Below are 16,502 nucleotides of genomic sequence, written 5' to 3'. Positions count from 1 at the left end.
TAAATTATCTCAAGCTAAGCTGATTTATTACCTACTATTAGCCCATCAGATACAACAGCGCATAAAACCCAGCCAAACTGACTAACACCGACAACAGCATGTTTTTAATCAGCAACGCGCAAGCAATACTGAACATCGCGGCGTAGGTATAAGGGTTACTGGCCAATCCACCTAAGCCTGTGTCTCCCAGTAAAATCGGCCCACAAATCGCCGTCAATAAACAAGGCGCTGAATACTGCAGCGCTTGACGCACAAGGCCAGGTAAGCGAATCGGCAGGCGCGGCTCTAATAAGAGGTAGCGGTTAAAAAACACGATGCCGGCTAAGGTAAATATCAGCAACCAAATCATGGTGCTTCTCCACGTAAGCGCGCCACGCTGACAGCGCAGAACATACCGACTAAACCGGCAATGACGATCGCGCCTGAGACATCCAAACTGCTTAACAGCAACGACAAAACCAGAGAAATCAGCACGCCGACTAAGCTGCTTAAGTGCTTAACCATCGGCACAACAATGGCAATAAAAGTGGCGACGATGGAAAAGTCTAAATGGTAGTCAGCCAGGTTGGGCACGGATGCAGCGAGCAACACGCCAACCAGGGTAAAGCCAACCCAAGCCAGATAAAAACACAACCCAGCCCCCATTAAATAAGCAAAATCATAAGAGCGTTTACCCACACTTAAAGCAAACAGCTCATCGGTCAATAAGAACGCAACCGGCAGGCGTTTCTTTAGCGGCAAGCTGGAGACATGCTCACGTAAAATCAACGCATAGAGTAAATGTTGAGCGGTAATAATAAGAATGGTTAAGCAAATCGCGATAAAACCACTGCCAGCAGCAACCATGCTGATGGTGACCAACTGTGCAGCACCGGCAAAAACAAACACTGACAAGCCTATGCCTTGCAATGGGCTAAAACCCTGGCTAACTGCCATAGATCCGGCCAATATACCCCACGGCAACACGGCTAGGCACAGCGGTAGAATATGTAGAGCGCCCAGCCAGAATCGTTGACCGCTGGAAGAAATGTCATCACTCATAAGGCAACTGCTAGAAATTTAAGTGTGGGGCAGTCTAACCGAAAACACCGCCACTGGCACAAGCCTAAGCTCTGCTGCATTCGGCATGCGCCATACCTGCAACCAATCGCGAAAACAACCCCATCCCGTCGCTTGCAACGACGCACGCGAACTCGGCGCCGGACTGAGCTGCGCTAGCGCTTGCATAGCCCGCTCATGCAAGACTGATTAAGCCCAGCCGACATGGTAATTGTTATTTACCCTGCTTTTTCGCAACGATTACGCCCATTATCTTTAGCGCGGTACAAAGCAGTATCTGCGCGACGAATAAAGCTTTCGAAACGCTCATCTTGCTCAAGCTCGGCAATGCCAATACTGGCCGTAATTGCAAAGGGCGCATGATTAACTTTAGCGCCTAAAGACGCCGAGTCTATTGCAAAGGCGCTACGCAATCGGTCGGCCACAACCAGCGCCGTCTCAGAAGAGGTACTGGGTAATAGCGCAACAAACTCCTCACCACCGAAACGGCAAAAAACATCGTCTTCTCTGAGCACTTTCTGAGCAACCGCCACGAAGCTGCACAACACTTTGTCACCAAAATCATGGCCCAGTTGGTCATTGACCTGTTTGAAATTATCCAGATCTATCATTAATACACTCAAGGGCAATTGATGACGGCGGGAATGAACTGCCGCCTGCTCATACAGCACGCCAAATGAGCGTCGATTAAGCGCGCCGGTTAAAGGATCATGGTTGGCTTGGTTATTGAGAACAGACTGGAGGTGTTCGGTTGTCATCAATACCATCCCCAGCGTGATGGCAATCATCGAGCACAATAGCCAAAGCAGCATGGCAGCAGCCACACCATCTGGATTCAATAGGTCAACTGTTTGCGGACTGTCCAGAGCAACAACGGCGCGTATCAGAAAAATAATCCCATTGATGGCAAAAACACCGCCTGTGGAGCGTATAACAGGTGTGTTTCCCTTAGGCCAAAGGAGTAAATCACGAGCGATCAAGAATGATAAGGTCGCCACCAGAAAAGCATTACCGACTACCACAGCACCTGCCAAGTGCTGCGCCTGTGCTATTGCGGCCCAAATTAAGCCAGCGGCCGTTATCCCAAGCAAAACAGGAGTCGTTAGCGCGGGCTTATCAATAAAACGTCGGAAACCATCCCAACTCATCAGCAGACCAATGACTATAGATACCTGCGCCAATGATAAAAATGGCTGCCAATGCAATATTCCATAGGACAGGATCAAGACAAAGCTGATGACAGCACAACCACCCGCCAAAGCCCAGCGGCCAAGCCCTGGGATAGTCGGATGCATGCGCCACAGCAAAAGCCTAGCACCAGCGCAAAACGCGGTTGCTAGCGTCACTGCAACCAATAATGTGCGGATATCAAACTGCATATTTTTATTATTATCCACTAAGCATCAAAAGCTTAGAGCCAGGTCTTTAATCAGCAACACTGACCCAGTGATCGTGCCAGTTAAGTCTATGACTGATGACTTAAGAACTGACACTCTCGATCCTAAACTAAATTAACGCTCAGGGGCAGACACAATTGACGTATATCATGCGCAATCAGTGTCGGCTCAGATTGCCCTGTGCTAAAGCGCAGCTGCAGCCTTAGCAGAGGTGTTACGCAAAGCTTGGGTTTTTGCGTATTTCTTTTTGTAAAAACATTTCAACAGGCACAAAAGCAAATGGAATAAATGCTGACAAAAACAACAGCAGCCAAACACGTATAGACCAGCCTTGTTGGCGTGTCACTAGGATTGAAAGCAGCAAATACACAATAAACAATACGCCGTGCCCCATACCCAAGCTGGATACGTAATCACGACTAATAAAACCCAGCGTGACACACAGTATGAGCAAGTAAGACGTGCCCTCGACTAGACTCGCGACTCTAAAAAACTTTAACACCTAAGACTCCTTTAAGCTTGTTGAGTGCACACAATACTGCGCACACCGATAATCGGCGCTAAGTCTATCCTGTAAGCTATAGCACTGCACCTTGTTATGCACGCTGCTAGTGCACACTAGAACAGTACAAACCCTAGCAACAGAGCACACTGTTATCAGCAACAAAACTCATTAACCTAGTCAGTTTTACAGGCAACCACCTGCACAACAGCACTCTTGCCCTGATGATACTTACCTTCTGAGATATGCCGCTCTACTTCAGCACCTACAACAAAGTCCAACCCGTTGAGTTCAATCTTTAACTCATCAAGCGACATAAATAATTGCTTTTGTGACGCTGGTGGGCCACCGACGCCTTCTGCTTCGATTTGCTGCTCAGTGTAGCCTTCTAAAATAAAGACCCCGCCAGCTTTCAAAGCCTTTATAACTTGTCCATGCAAGTCTTTGCGTAACTGAGGCGGAACATGTGCAGCGATAGAAACGATGCCATCCCAAACCTCAGTACCCAAATCATAATCCGCCAAGTCGGCAACTACCGTTGTAATTTCTACGCCATTCTCAGCAGCAAAATCTTGTGCCTTTTCCAAGCCCACAACGGACTGATCAACAGCCGTGACTGAATAACCCTGCTTAGCCAAAAAAACAGCATTGCGACCTTCGCCCTCGGCTAAGCACAGTACTTTCCCACCCTTGGGGATTTTGGAATATTCGGCTTTGAGAAAATCATTTGGGGCAGTGCCGTAGGCAAAGCCTTCTTCTTTATAACGTTGGTCCCACATGGTGTAGATATCCTTTTTAACTGCGGCTTGAGTAAACCTTATGAACGCTTTGCTAGTGCATAGGTAAACGATCCTCTGCGATAAAAAAACGAGGAACGCAGGCCTAGAATCAAGTATATGGCAAGGCAGGCAGGAAACAGCGAGAAGGCACTTTAAGCTGTGAGCGTCAACTTGTAATGTTGCTTCTGCATGTGCTAACAGACAGAGCAAATGAAATCTAATTATTTAATTAACTGCGCTTCATATATTGAATTACACAAAGGTAATATTTAAAACACAGGAAAAGCATTACTGTGATTTAGATACGTATCCCGCTTATTAAAGTATAAACAGCTTACCCGACTCCGACTCAATATTATTGGCACTGAGTTTAAACTTAAAATTGTACTGCTTAATACAAAAATAGCTGACTATTAGTACAATCTAATAGCCAGCTACTCATCAGTCTTTCATGCAACGCATTCGTAATGCTTTAAGTTATTTCTTAGTAACTCTCAGCATCCATGATGTTTTCTCATGAATGCGCATACGGTCAGAAACAAGTGCTGCTGTAGACTCATCATCAGCAGCTTGTGCTGTTTTTAAAACTTGACGGGCCGTGCGTACAACTTGCTCGTGGCCTTTATGCAACAAGTCAACCATTTCTAATGAACTGGGCACACCGTCAACTTCTTTGATTGAGCTTAGCTTTGCAAACTCTTTGTATGTACCTGGCGCCGCAACACCCAGTGTACGAATACGCTCAGCAATATCATCAACCGCTGTAGCCAACTCGGTGTAATGCTCTTCAAACATTAAATGTAATTCACGAAACTGTGCGCCAGTAACGTTCCAATGAAAGTTGTGTGTTTGCAAGTACAGTGTGTAAGAGTCTGCCAGCAAACGCTTTAGGCCTTCTGCAATTTCTAAACGACTTTCTTTGTTTATACCAATATCTATATCAGTCATTGTATTACCTCATGTTAATTTGTTTTGATAAATTTAACAGTTATCATTCGGTATGTATACGGTATTGATAACAGGTTATTAATTGCGTTGTAACATACATACAGCAATACCATAAATACTCAACTATAATAAATGCTGCGTACTTTATATAAACTTTAAAACTTAAACTGTTTATTTTAAACTAAAAATAGCTATGCACTCATTTAAGCGTCAGTGCAAACCTATTAACTAACGCTGTTAAGCATAGACTATACAGGCAAATCACATCAAGATGGAAAATAGCCCTGATAGCTTTAAGCTATAGAGAACGGAAGTTATCTAGCTTTCCGCCAACGCCGCAGCCTCTTCCACATTCACCGCCACCAAGCGTGAGCAACCGGGTTCATGCATGGTCACACCCAAGAGTTGATCAGCCATTTCCATGGCGATTTTGTTGTGGGTGATGTAGATGAACTGCACTTTCTCAGACATCTCTTTAACCAAGCGCGCATAGCGGCCAACGTTGGCGTCATCCAGTGGCGCATCGACTTCATCGAGCATGCAAAACGGGGCGGGATTGAGCTGGAAAATGGCAAAGACCAGCGCCAGCGCGGTGAGGGCTTTCTCACCGCCAGAGAGCAAGTGGATGGTGCTGTTTTTCTTACCCGGTGGGCGCGCCATAATTGCCACGCCGGTGCTAAGCAAGTCATCGCCAGTCATTTCTAAGCTGGCGTGGCCGCCGCCAAAGACTTTCGGAAACAACTCTTGCAAGCCGTTATTGATTAAATCAAAGGTTTCTTTAAAGCGGTTGCGGGTTTCTCGGTCGATTTTACGAATCACATTTTCTAGCGTATCCAGCGCTTCAACCAAGTCATCGTTTTGCGCATCCAGATAGGTTTTACGCTCGGATTGCTGGCGATACTCTTCAATCGCGGCGAGGTTAATCGCACCCAAACGCTCGATGCGTGTGGCGACAGCAGTAAGTTGCTGCTGCCATTGACTGATCTCAGCCTCTGCGGGCAATTGTTCAAGCAGCTGATGCACATTCATCTGCAGTGCTTGCAGTTGCTGATTAAGGGTATCTTTTTGTACCGTCAGGGTTTGCAGGGCCAAGCGTTGTTGCTCAAGTTGCTCGCGTACAGCGTGCGCACGCTGCTCAGCTTGGCTGCGTTGTTTGTCCGCTGCACGCATGTGCGTATCGGCATCTTCTAAGGCCGTGCGCGCGGCGCGTAATTCATCATCGGTGGCTAAACGCACCTGCAAAAACGCTTCCAATTGCGCACGCAGCTCATCAATCGGCGACTCGCCTTCTTCAAGGTTGAGGTTGAGTTGTTCGCGGCGCTGATCGGCTTGCGCAAACTGCTGCTCTAAGCGTTGCAAGGCCTGCTCGGTTGAGCGCTTTTGCGTACTTAAGGTGCTGATGCGTAAGGCCAACTGATGCTGAGTGTTTTTATCCTGCTGCGCTTGCTGGCGTCGTTGCTCAAACTGGCTGCGCAACTGCCCTTGCTCGGCCTGCAGCTGTTGTTGCTGCTGCTCGGCGTTGGCCATAGTCTCTAGCGCGTCTTGCAATAGTAAGCGCGCCTCGGCAATCTGCTCAACTTCGATCTGCTGCTGTTCGCTAACATCGGCTAGCTCTGCAGCCAGTGCTGTGCGGCGCAATTGCAATTGCTCAATGCGGGCTATTTTGCCGGACAGCTGGCTTTTTAATTCACTTAAAACGCGGTGCGCGCCTTGCTCATCACGGCGCAATTGCTCGCTCTGCTCTTGCACTAAATGGCGGGCGCTGTGCAGTTCCTGTAGTTGTTCATCTAAGGCTTGCTGTTGCTCATCCAGCTGCGCAACACTTAATAGCAACTCATCCAATTCTTGCGCGCGGGCCAGAACGCCACTGCTCTGCTGATCGCCGCGCTGTACGGTTAAAAAGTGTGCTGCGAGCCAGTAGCCATCTTTACTGACCACACTTTCACCGCCGTTTAACTGCGGGCGCAGCTGTAGCGCCTCATCCAATGACTCAACCGCATAGACACTGGCGAGCCACGGCGACACATCTAACGAGGCCGTCAACACTTTACTGAGCAAACTGTCTTTAACTGGAGTAACGGCTGCGCCATGGCTGACTAAGCGCAAATGGCCACTGCTTAAGCTGCTCAACTCAAGATCAGCCCAGCTCTCAATCTGCACGGCTTGCAAATCTGCGGCCAACACCGTTTCCACCGCCAACTCCCAGCCTGCGGCAACCTTTAAGCCTTCGAGTAAGCGCGGTTGCTGTTGCAGCTGCTGATGTTCCAGCCACTCTTGCACGCCTTGATCAGGATTGAGAGCCGCTTGCTGCAATGCTTCTAAGGCAGAAATACGCCCGTGCAAACGCTGCAGCTGGCCTTGTACCTGCTGCTGTTGCTGATTTTTCTGGGTGAGCTGTTCTTGGCTGTCTTGCAGTTGCTCGGTTTGCAGCTGCTGGGTGGCAGATAATTCGTCAAGCTGCGCTTGCGCTTCATCCACCCGATCCTGCAATTCATCCACAGTCTCTGCCATGGGATCAGCGTCGAGGCTCTGTTGTTCATCGTGTAAGCGTTGCTGGCGGCTGACTAAACGCTGATTATTGTGTTCCAACTGATCAATGCGCGTGCGCTGCACGCCCGCTTCACTGCGCGGCTGTGCACTCTGTGCGGTGACACTGTTCCAGCGCTCTTGCCAGTCATGCATGGCCTCTTCGGCCTGGACAAAGGCAGCGGCTGAACACTCTTCATTGAGCTGCGCTTCGGCCTGCTGTTCAGTCAGGATCAGCAACTCGTCGTCTAAACTGCTTAACAACTCACGGTCGCTGGCTAAGTGACCTTCCATCTCGACACGGGCGCGCTCAGCCTCTTTTAAATCATCGTGCAACTGACGCAAACGTTGCTGAGCATGCTGAATACTTTGCTCATGGCGGGCAATATCAGCACCAATGGCATAAAAACGCCCTTGCACCTTATTAAAGGTATCGGACAGTTCATGATGACCGTCGCGCAGTAGCTCAATTTTTGCATCAGCTTGGCGCTGCTCAGCAATGCAGGCTTCCAGTGCGGTTTCTAACTCTGCAATCTGCGTTTCATGCACACCCGCTTGGCTATTGAGTTGCTGCCAGCGCAGCGCAGTCAGCTCGGCGTTAAGCCTATGTTGTTCAGCTTTGTATTCTTGATACTTTTCTGCGGCATTGGCTTGGCGTTGCAGGCGCTCAATTTGTCGGCCCAGCTCTTCACGCAAATCGAGTAAGCGTTCAAGGTTTTCTTGGGTGCGGCGAATGCGGTTTTCAGTTTCGCGGCGGCGCTCTTTGTATTTAGAAATACCTGCGGCTTCTTCAATAAAAATACGCAAGTCATCTGGGCGCGCTTCGACCAAACGGGAAATCATGCCCTGTTCAATAATCGCGTAACTGCGCGGGCCCAGACCGGTGCCGAGAAAAATATCGGTGATATCACGGCGGCGGCATTTCACCCCGTTTAAATAATAGGTGCTTTGCGCTTCGCGGGTAACGCGGCGGCGAATGGAGATTTCTGCGTAACTGCCATATTCACCCTGCAGCGTGCCGTCGCTGTTATCAAATACCAACTCGATACTAGCCTGCGAGACCGGTTTGCGGGTATTGGAGCCGTTGAAAATCACATCGGTCATTGATTCGCCACGCAGGTTCTTGGCTGAGCTTTCGCCCAGCACCCAACGCACCGCATCAATGATATTGGATTTACCGCAGCCATTGGGGCCGACCACTGCGGTCATATTGCTGGGAAAGCTGGCCGTGGTTGGATCAACAAAAGATTTAAAACCGGCTAAGCGGATGCATTTTAAACGCATAAATCAGTGCTCACTCGGCAGTGCGCGCAACACTAATTGGCAGTTTTGTTGTGCATAAGCGTGCAGCAGTAGACGAATCTCATCGACTTGACGCGCCTGAACAGCGACCAATAGTTGATCAAAGATACGAGTAAACTGCCCCATTTCAGCGCTCCGCTGCTTAAAAGCTAAGTGATAGGTGCGGCTGACCGCAGGAATAATATTGGTCAACGCTTGCTGTAAATATGGATTATTAACAACCGGCGCGGCCACATCAACCACGGCAAAACACTGCTGAATAAAACTTTCGATATCATCATTTTGCATGCTCAACTGCATTGCTTGGCGCACCTCGACAAAAGGCAGCAGCTGACTGTGATTTGTCCAGCGCTGAGCCAGAAAAGTGCCAAGCAATATATATAATCCGGTGCTTAAGTCATACAAATCTTGCACATTCTGCGCAGTGAGCACGCGAACCTGTGCGCCACGTCGCGGAAAGATGTCGACCAAGTAGCGGCGTTGCAACAATAGTAGGGCTTCACGTACTGAGCTGCGACCCACTTGATACTCTTGGGCTATTGCTACTTCACGCAGCGCTATGCCACCTGATAGCTCGCCGCAAATAATGCGTTTTGCTAACGCATCAGCAATACTTTGAGTCACCCCGCCGGCATCCTGCTGCACCATAAACTGCTCATTATCGTGGTTAAAATTATCCGCGCAGTGTAACAAATAAAGCGGCGCGCAGCGTTGAAGGAAGAGCAGCTCTATATGTTGTATTTCTTTTTTTTAAGAGCAAGCGTGGTGTATGCCGTGCTTCGGGGTAGGTGTTTATCCGTTAGTTTTAACAGCTCGTGCGGTGTATGCCGTACTTCGGGGTAGGTGTTTGTCTGTAAGTTTTTAACAACTTGTGCGTGGCATAGCGTACTTCGGGGTAGGTGTTTATCCGTCGATGAACCCATCCTGGGTTCAACTCCGGCGCTACGCCATCCATGGCTTCGCTTGTCACACCAACCCCGAAGCACTCGTTGATCAGCGGTATTGTTAGCACGATTGATATAAGACTCGTCTGGTTCTGAATGCTTTGAGTTTGAATATGAAATTTACAAAGAGCACCACGTCTCATGATGGTTGATTTTTTAGAAGATTAGCAAAGCATACTGCTGGTCAATGCTCTTGCTTTAAAAGAGCCATGCTACGCACTTGAAAACACCATCAATGATCAATAGCAGTGTGCGGGTGTTGTGGCGAGCGAAGCCAGGGATGGCGCAGCGCCCGCATCACGCCAGGATGGCGTGTTAAGGGAATAACAACACCTGCACGCTGCAACATGCACAGATCATGCTCATTGCTCTTGCCTCAAAAGAGACATGCTACAAAATCAAAAACAACATCAATAATCAACTGCAGTGTGCGGGTGTTGTGGCAAGCGAAGCCAAGGATGGCGTAGCGCCCGCATCACGCCAGGATGGCGTGTTAAGGGAATAACAACACCTGCACGCTGCAACATGAGCCAATTGTTCTTGAAGGTTTTTTTATTTGAGGTGTACTGGTCATTGCGTGGTACAGCGTATTCAGCGGTGTTTGTTCGTTAGTTTTTAACAGCCTGTACGTGGCATACCGTACTTCGGGGTAGGTGTTTTTCCGTCGACGAACCCATCCTGGGTTCAACTCCGGCGCTACGCCATCCATGGCTTCGCTTGTCACACCAACCCCGAAGCACTCGTTGATCAGCGGTATTGTTAGCACGATTGATATAAGACTCGCCTGGTTCTGAATGTTTTGGGTTTGAATGTGAAATTTACAAAGAGCACCACGTCTCATGATGGTTGATTTTTTAGAAGATTAGCAAAGCATACTGCCGGTCAATGCTCTTGCTTTAAAAGAGCCATGCTACAGACTTGAAAACACCATCAATGATCAATAGCAGTGTGCGGGTGTTGTGGCGAGCGAAGCCAGGGATGGCGCAGCGCCCGCATCACGCCAGGATGGCGTGTTAAGGGAAGAACAACACTTGCACGCTGCTCTATACGCAAATAATGCCCGATGCTTTTGATTGTTGCTTTAATGGCGAGTGCACATCACCCTTCCAGCAACATACTAAACTCCGATAACTCACGCATCTGCGCCAGCTTATAACGCAAAGTACGTGGGCTGATGCCAAGGCGTTGTGCGGTGCGTTCGCGACGGCCTTGCTCTGCTTGCAGCGCTTGGGCAATTAAACGAAACTCATGACGGCGCACATCATCTTCCAACTCAGCACCTGTGGATTGCACGGTTGCGCCAGCATCTCTCACAGGCAATCCACCCGCATCAACAGCAGCCAACATTGCATCTAAAGGCTCAACAACTGCAACAGAGGCGGCTTCAGCAGAGCCTGCACCCTGCGCCAAAGACTCAACAGACTCAGCAGCAGTCACCGCCTGCCCTGCGGGAACTGAAGCGGGATTGGGAGTAGCAACAGAGCCTGCAGCAGACGACACCGATCCCACCAGCGGGGCAAAACCATAGAGGCCTAAATCATCCACCGACAACACCTCACCGGCCTGCAAAATCAAGGCGCGCTGCACCACATTATCCAATTCACGCACATTGCCCGGCCAGGCATAATCGAGCAAGGCACGCTGCGCGCACTCAGCAAAACGCACGCCATTACGCCCCTGCTTCGCTGCGTGTACTGCCAGCAAACGATTGGCCAGCGGCACAATATCCGCTACACGTTCACGCAATGGCAGCCAAGCTAGCGGGAACACGGCAATGCGATAAAACAAATCTTCACGAAACTCTCCGGCGGCCACTGCTTGCGGCAAATCGCGGTTACTGGTGGCAATCACCCGCACATCCAGAGGGATCAGCTGACGCCCACCCACCCGCTCAACTTCACGCTCTTGCAAGACCCGCAGTAATTTTGCCTGCAATGCCAAGGGAATCTCAGAAATCTCATCGAGCAACAAAGTGCCGCCATTGGCCTGCTCAAACTTACCTGCGCGCGCTGTCACTGCACCGGTAAAAGCGCCCTTCTCATGGCCAAATAACGTCGCTTCCAGCATGTTTTCTGGAATTGCCGCACAATTAATCGCCATAAAAGGCTTTTGCCTGCGTGGTGACCGCTGATGCAGATAACGCGCCAGCACTTCTTTGCCTGTGCCCGATTCTCCCGTCAGCAAGACTGTGGAATCACTTTGTGCGACCCGTGCAGCCAAAGCTAATAGCTGCTGGCTGGACACATCTTCAGCAATCGGCTGATCATCGGCGGCGACCAAGCCCACCGCATAACGTTCAAGCACCCGCTGCAAAGCTTTTGCGGTAAAAGGTTTTAATAAATAATCCACTGCGCCTTCGCGCATGGCTTGCACCGCGCCTTGTACATCGCCATAGGCAGTCATCAGCACCACCGGCATGCCTGGCACTCGTGCATTCACTTCACGCAACAAATCTTGGCCATCCATGCCCGGCATATTGATGTCGCTGAGCATCAGGCTGAACACCTGCTGATTTAGCGCACGTAACGCCTGCTCGGCATCCGCAGCCGCGACACAGCTGTAGCCGCTTAGCGCCAAGCTGTCTTCCAATGCCTCGCGCAGCGCGCGATCATCTTCAACCAATAAAATTCGAACTGTCATTGATAACCTCCAGCAAACACCTGCGCAGTATTTTCAGCAGTCATTGCAGTTGATTTACTCGCGGCAACAGAAAAGTCGGCCAACAAGGGCACTTCGACTAGAGCCGAAGTGCCACGCCCCAGTTTCGAGCGCAAAACAAAACGCCCCTGATGCGCTTCGGCCACCGCGCGTACCACCATCAAACCCAGGCCCGTGCCGTTGCTTTTACGGGTAAAGAATGACTCTTGCACCTGCTCTAACAGCTCAGCATTCATCCCTTCACCGTTATCCGTCACCACCAAGCGCAATACATTCTCACGCAGGTAGGCATGCACTTTAATTGACACAGGCTGCACCGCTGATTGCGCGCTGTTATGCAGTAAATTTAATAAAGCGCCGAGCAAGACATCCTGATTACAGAGCACACCAACCTGCTGTGCAGCAGCAATATCGCACTGCCAACGCACGCGATGTTCACGCAAATGCGGCTCAGCAGCATCCTGCAAGGCTTGCCAGAGTTGCGCGACACTGCTGCGCTGCTCGCGCGGTAAAGGACCACGGGCAAACAGCAACATATCGCGCACTTGCCGCTCCAACTCATGCAGACGATCTTGTAAACGTCCGGCAAAACGCTGCTGCAATTCAGGATTTAAGCTGTTTTCAGTCAGGTGACTGGCATACAGCATGGCTGCTGATAATGGCGTGCGAATCTGATGCGCCAAGGCTGCAGTCATTTTACCCAGCGCCGATAACCGTTCATGTTGCGCCAGCTCGGCCTGCAAGCGGCGGGTATCGGTCATATCGGTGAGCATAATCAGCTGGCCGGGTTCATTGGGCAGCGCTTGCAAAGCAATGGAAACGCGCCGGCCATTGTGCAACGACACCTCGTGACCATCATCAGCGCGATAGACAAAACACTGGACAATTACATCGCGCCACAGCACACCGACTAAAGGTACACCCAGCAACGCAGTCGCCGCTGGGTTGGCTTCTTTAATCAAGCCCTGACCATCAACAATCACCACAGCTCCAGGCAGCACATCTAAAATCTGCTGTAAACGCTGAGCTAAACGCTCTTTTTCCGCCAATTCTTGTAAACGCTGCGCGCTAACCTGAGCCAATTCATCCTGCACCTGGCTGTAGCGCGTCTGCATGGATTGCAAAGAGCCTGCAAACTGCTCACTCAAGCGGGTAAACTGCTCAAGTTGTGTTTGCAGCTCGGCAACCTCGGGCGCATCGTCAGTAACAGATGTTTGTGGGCTCGGCTTAATGTTTAACGGAGCGCTCATAGCAGCTACTCAATTCAAAACGTCAAAAATCAGTCATTTCAACTGGATTGGCATGAGTTCTGCAAAAAGCGTGCCGCCCCTACTGAACTGGCTCAGATACGGCTATCACCACCTGATTAGATAAAGGCAAAGCAATGGCAGAGATTGATCACGCAAAGATAAACTGGGACGAACAGGGCCAGCCCCTCTCCAGCCAATTTGATGATGTATATTTTTCTAAGACTTCTGGTTTAGATGAGTCGCGGCATGTGTTTCTTCAGCACAATCAGCTGGCTGAACGTTTCGCTGCATTAAACGACGGCGATACCTTTGTGATTGGCGAGACGGGTTTTGGCACTGGCTTAAACTTCTTATCGGCTTGGCAGTGTTTTTTAGCGCATGCGCCAGCAGGTGCGCGTCTGCAGTTTATTAGTGTGGAAAAATACCCGTTACAACACAGTGACCTTGAACAAGCACTGGCGTTGTGGCCGCAACTGAGTGAGTTACGCGAACAGCTGTTACAGCAATACCACGCCATCCATAGCGGCTTTCAGCACATGCAGTTGGCCAACGGGCGAATCAATCTGACCTTACTGATTGGCGATGCACTAGAGATGCTGCAGCAACTGGATGGCAACGTTGATGCGTGGTTTCTCGATGGTTTTGCCCCTGCAAAAAACCCTGAGATGTGGAATGAGCAGCTGTTTGCGCAACTGGCGCGGCTGGCTAAGCCCAGCACCACACTGGCCACCTTTACCAGTGCAGGTTTTGTTCGTCGCGGTTTACTGACAGTCGGCTTTGCAGTCAAGCGTGTGCCGGGTTTTGGCCACAAACGTGAAATGCTTGCGGGTCACTTTCAGCCCCTAGACGCTGCAGCTCAGCCCAGCAAAAAAACCGCACCTTGGTTTGCCAGACCAGAGCAGCCTCAATTGGCCAGCGAGCAACGCCACGCCATTGTTATCGGTGCAGGCATCGCCGGTTGCGCCAGCGCCGCCAGCCTCGCCGCGCGCGGTTGGCGCGTGACCCTCATTGAACAACACGAAAACATTGCCCAAGAAGCGTCTGGCAATGCGCAGGGTATTTTGTATTTAAAACTGTCGGCACATGCTACTGCGCTCTCGCGTTTTATTATCTCGGGCTTTGGTTATAGCCGCCGCTTATTAGAAGCGCGCAGCACGCAACAGACGGGCAATCATTCAACCGCCACGCTGGACACAAGCGACTGGGACATCTGCGGGATTTTACAGCTGGGCTTTAACGACAAAGAACAAAAACGTCTCGACGCGCTCACTGCACACTTCCCAGAATCCCTACTGCGCCCAGTTGATGCACAGCAAGCCAGCCAGCTGGCAGGCATCCCACTGGAGAACGGCGGTGCGTTTTACCCTGAAACCGGCTGGGTCAATCCACCGGCCTTGTGTCATGTGCTCAGCCAGCATCCTTTGATCACGATAAAAAACAACCAGCACGCCATCACTCTTACTCGAGACGATGAGCAATGGCAGGTGCATGCAGAGAATACGCAAATCGCTACAGCCCCTGTGGTCGTTCTCTGTAATACTGCAAATGTTGCGCAATTTAGCCAAACCCAACACTTACCGCTGAGCCGCGTGCGTGGACAAACCACACAATTACCGGCAACCACGGCCAGCCATTCAATAAAAGCAGTAGTCTGCGCCAATGGTTATATTTCTCCTGCTCGGCACAACACCCACACCATTGGCGCCAGTTTTAACTTTGCTGATGACAGCCAAGAAGCAACACTGGCAGAACACCGCAGCAATCTAGCTTTACTGCATGAACTGGCGCCCTCATTTAAATTGCACCTTGCAACAGAGGCAATCGATGTGGCGACACTCAAAGGTCATGCTGCCTTTCGCTGCACCAGCATCGACTATCTGCCGCTGGTTGGCCCCGTCGCTCAGCATGAAGCCTTTATGCAGACCTATGCCGATCTGCGCAAAGATGCGCGCCTGCCACTGAGCCAGTCCTGTCCATGGCACAAGGGTTTGTATGTGAATACTGCGCACGGCTCGCGCGGCTTGCTCAGTGCACCATTGGCTGGTGAATTACTGGCGGCATGGGTTTGCGCAGAGCCTTTACCAATCCCGCTGGAGCTGGCGCAAAACTGCCATCCCAATCGTTTTGCCTTGCGCGCTTTAATGCGCAACACCCCTAAATAAAGCAACGCCAAGCACAGAAACCTCGATGTCTGATAGAATTGAGGTTTCTATTGTTCACTTCTGCGTGATCTACGCTTAGAGGATTGCATGACCGTTTCTATTAAGACTCCTGACGACATCGCAAAAATGCGCATCGCAGGCCGTTTGGCTGCTGAGGTGCTGGAGATGATCGAGGAGCACGTTCAAATTGGCGTAACCACGGACGAGCTCAACACCATCTGTCACGACTACATTGTCAATGTACAAAAAGCCATACCAGCGCCGCTTAATTACAACGGCTTTCCTAAATCAATCTGTACTTCGGTTAACCACGTGGTCTGTCATGGCATTCCCAATGACAAACCGCTCAAAGATGGTGATATTCTCAATATTGATATCACCGTGATTAAAGACGGCTACTTTGGTGACACCAGCAAAATGTTTATGCTGGGCAAAACCTCTGAATGGGCCGAGCGCTTATGCCGCGTCACTCAAGAATGTCTATACAAAGGCATTGAAATCGTGCGCCCTGGCACACGTCTGGGTGACATTGGTGAAGTCATTCAAAAGCATGCTGAAAGCAACGGCTACTCTGTCGTTCGCGAATATTGCGGACACGGCATTGGCACGGTATTCCATGAAGAACCGCAGATTTTGCACTATGGTAAAGCTGGCACAGGTCTAGAGCTTAAAGAAGGGATGACCTTTACCATTGAGCCGATGATTAACCTTGGCAAAAAAGAAACACGCTTGCTGGGTGACGGCTGGACTGCCATTACTAAAGACCGCAAGTTAACCGCACAGTGGGAACACACCTTGGTGGTGACGGCTGATGGTTATGAGATTTTTACTCTGCGTAACGACGAAACCTTCCCTGCCACGTCGTCTTAATCTGTGCATACCTTTCGAGTGCGCTTCAATTCAACGCTCGAAAGGCGTAACACTGCTGCAACAGGGGCGCATCCATTGTGCTACGCGCCCTCTGTCATTACTTAC

General features: G+C 50.2%; 12 protein-coding genes. 2 read left to right on the top strand and 10 right to left on the bottom strand.

Annotated features, from left to right (window positions below):
* Positions 1-37 precede the first annotated feature (37 nt).
* From FXF61_RS03370 to FXF61_RS03320, 10 genes are all read right to left on the bottom strand, one after another.
* Positions 38-349, bottom strand: a complete 312-nt coding sequence (locus tag FXF61_RS03370; RefSeq protein WP_151183941.1) for an AzlD domain-containing protein — start codon at positions 347-349, stop codon at positions 38-40.
* A complete protein-coding gene (locus FXF61_RS03365; RefSeq protein ID WP_151183940.1) occupies positions 346-1,041 on the bottom strand; it encodes an AzlC family ABC transporter permease in 696 nt (231 codons plus the stop codon). The genes FXF61_RS03370 and FXF61_RS03365 overlap by 4 nt, the downstream gene beginning before the upstream one ends.
* Positions 1,042-1,277: 236 nt before the next feature.
* A complete protein-coding gene (locus FXF61_RS03360) occupies positions 1,278-2,456 on the bottom strand; it encodes a GGDEF domain-containing protein (RefSeq protein ID WP_178087255.1) in 1,179 nt (392 codons plus the stop codon).
* A 214-nt stretch (positions 2,457-2,670) separates the two neighbouring features.
* Positions 2,671-2,958 (bottom strand): DUF3817 domain-containing protein, encoded by a 288-nt coding sequence (locus FXF61_RS03355; RefSeq protein WP_151183938.1) that lies wholly within the window; start codon positions 2,956-2,958, stop codon positions 2,671-2,673.
* A gap of 176 nt (positions 2,959-3,134) precedes the next feature.
* The gene (locus FXF61_RS03350; RefSeq protein ID WP_151183937.1) at positions 3,135-3,737 is read right to left on the bottom strand and encodes a cyclopropane-fatty-acyl-phospholipid synthase family protein; all 603 of its coding nucleotides are present in this window, start codon (positions 3,735-3,737) and stop codon (positions 3,135-3,137) included.
* A 477-nt stretch (positions 3,738-4,214) separates the two neighbouring features.
* Positions 4,215-4,685 carry a Dps family protein gene (locus FXF61_RS03345; RefSeq protein ID WP_151183936.1) on the bottom strand — a complete coding sequence of 157 codons (471 nt, stop codon included), beginning with the start codon at positions 4,683-4,685 and terminating at the stop codon, positions 4,215-4,217.
* 318 nt (positions 4,686-5,003) lie between these two features.
* Positions 5,004-8,495 (bottom strand): chromosome segregation protein SMC, encoded by a 3,492-nt coding sequence (gene smc, locus FXF61_RS03340; protein ID WP_151183935.1) that lies wholly within the window; start codon positions 8,493-8,495, stop codon positions 5,004-5,006.
* Between the two features lie 3 nt (positions 8,496-8,498).
* The gene (locus tag FXF61_RS03335) at positions 8,499-9,161 is read right to left on the bottom strand and encodes a GntR family transcriptional regulator (RefSeq protein ID WP_151183934.1); all 663 of its coding nucleotides are present in this window, start codon (positions 9,159-9,161) and stop codon (positions 8,499-8,501) included.
* A 1,394-nt stretch (positions 9,162-10,555) separates the two neighbouring features.
* Positions 10,556-12,097 carry a sigma-54 dependent transcriptional regulator gene (locus FXF61_RS03325; protein ID WP_256663488.1) on the bottom strand — a complete coding sequence of 514 codons (1,542 nt, stop codon included), beginning with the start codon at positions 12,095-12,097 and terminating at the stop codon, positions 10,556-10,558.
* Positions 12,094-13,365: an ATP-binding protein gene (locus FXF61_RS03320; protein ID WP_151183933.1), complete on the bottom strand. Its 1,272-nt coding sequence runs from the start codon at positions 13,363-13,365 to the stop codon at positions 12,094-12,096. The genes FXF61_RS03325 and FXF61_RS03320 overlap by 4 nt, the downstream gene beginning before the upstream one ends.
* Positions 13,366-13,499: 134 nt before the next feature.
* Here FXF61_RS03320 and mnmC point away from each other — a divergent pair, with 134 nt between their 5' ends.
* Together mnmC and map are read left to right on the top strand one after the other, a co-directional pair.
* On the top strand, positions 13,500-15,527 hold the full coding sequence (mnmC, locus tag FXF61_RS03315; RefSeq protein ID WP_151183932.1) for a bifunctional tRNA (5-methylaminomethyl-2-thiouridine)(34)-methyltransferase MnmD/FAD-dependent 5-carboxymethylaminomethyl-2-thiouridine(34) oxidoreductase MnmC: 2,028 nt from the start codon (positions 13,500-13,502) through the stop codon (positions 15,525-15,527).
* Between the two features lie 87 nt (positions 15,528-15,614).
* The gene (gene map / locus FXF61_RS03310) at positions 15,615-16,397 is read left to right on the top strand and encodes a type I methionyl aminopeptidase (RefSeq protein ID WP_151183931.1); all 783 of its coding nucleotides are present in this window, start codon (positions 15,615-15,617) and stop codon (positions 16,395-16,397) included.
* Positions 16,398-16,502: the final 105 nt, after the last annotated feature.

Source organism: Pseudomonas sp. C27(2019) (genome assembly GCF_008807395.1).
Lineage (GTDB): Bacteria > Pseudomonadota > Gammaproteobacteria > Pseudomonadales > Pseudomonadaceae > Denitrificimonas.
Note: the sequence above shows the minus strand (reverse complement) of the source record. Positions and strands in the feature narration are given on the sequence as shown.

Coding starts and splice junctions, on each gene's coding strand:
- FXF61_RS03335 (WP_151183934.1), bottom strand. CDS start 9,161: ATGGTGCAGCAGGATGCCGGCGGGGTGACTCAAAGTATTGCTGATGCG.
- FXF61_RS03325 (WP_256663488.1), bottom strand. CDS start 12,097: ATGACAGTTCGAATTTTATTGGTTGAAGATGATCGCGCGCTGCGCGAG.
- mnmC (WP_151183932.1), top strand. CDS start 13,500: ATGGCAGAGATTGATCACGCAAAGATAAACTGGGACGAACAGGGCCAG.
- map (WP_151183931.1), top strand. CDS start 15,615: ATGACCGTTTCTATTAAGACTCCTGACGACATCGCAAAAATGCGCATC.
- FXF61_RS03345 (WP_151183936.1), bottom strand. CDS start 4,685: ATGACTGATATAGATATTGGTATAAACAAAGAAAGTCGTTTAGAAATT.
- smc (WP_151183935.1), bottom strand. CDS start 8,495: ATGCGTTTAAAATGCATCCGCTTAGCCGGTTTTAAATCTTTTGTTGAT.
- FXF61_RS03365 (WP_151183940.1), bottom strand. CDS start 1,041: ATGAGTGATGACATTTCTTCCAGCGGTCAACGATTCTGGCTGGGCGCT.
- FXF61_RS03370 (WP_151183941.1), bottom strand. CDS start 349: ATGATTTGGTTGCTGATATTTACCTTAGCCGGCATCGTGTTTTTTAAC.
- FXF61_RS03320 (WP_151183933.1), bottom strand. CDS start 13,365: ATGAGCGCTCCGTTAAACATTAAGCCGAGCCCACAAACATCTGTTACT.
- FXF61_RS03350 (WP_151183937.1), bottom strand. CDS start 3,737: ATGTGGGACCAACGTTATAAAGAAGAAGGCTTTGCCTACGGCACTGCC.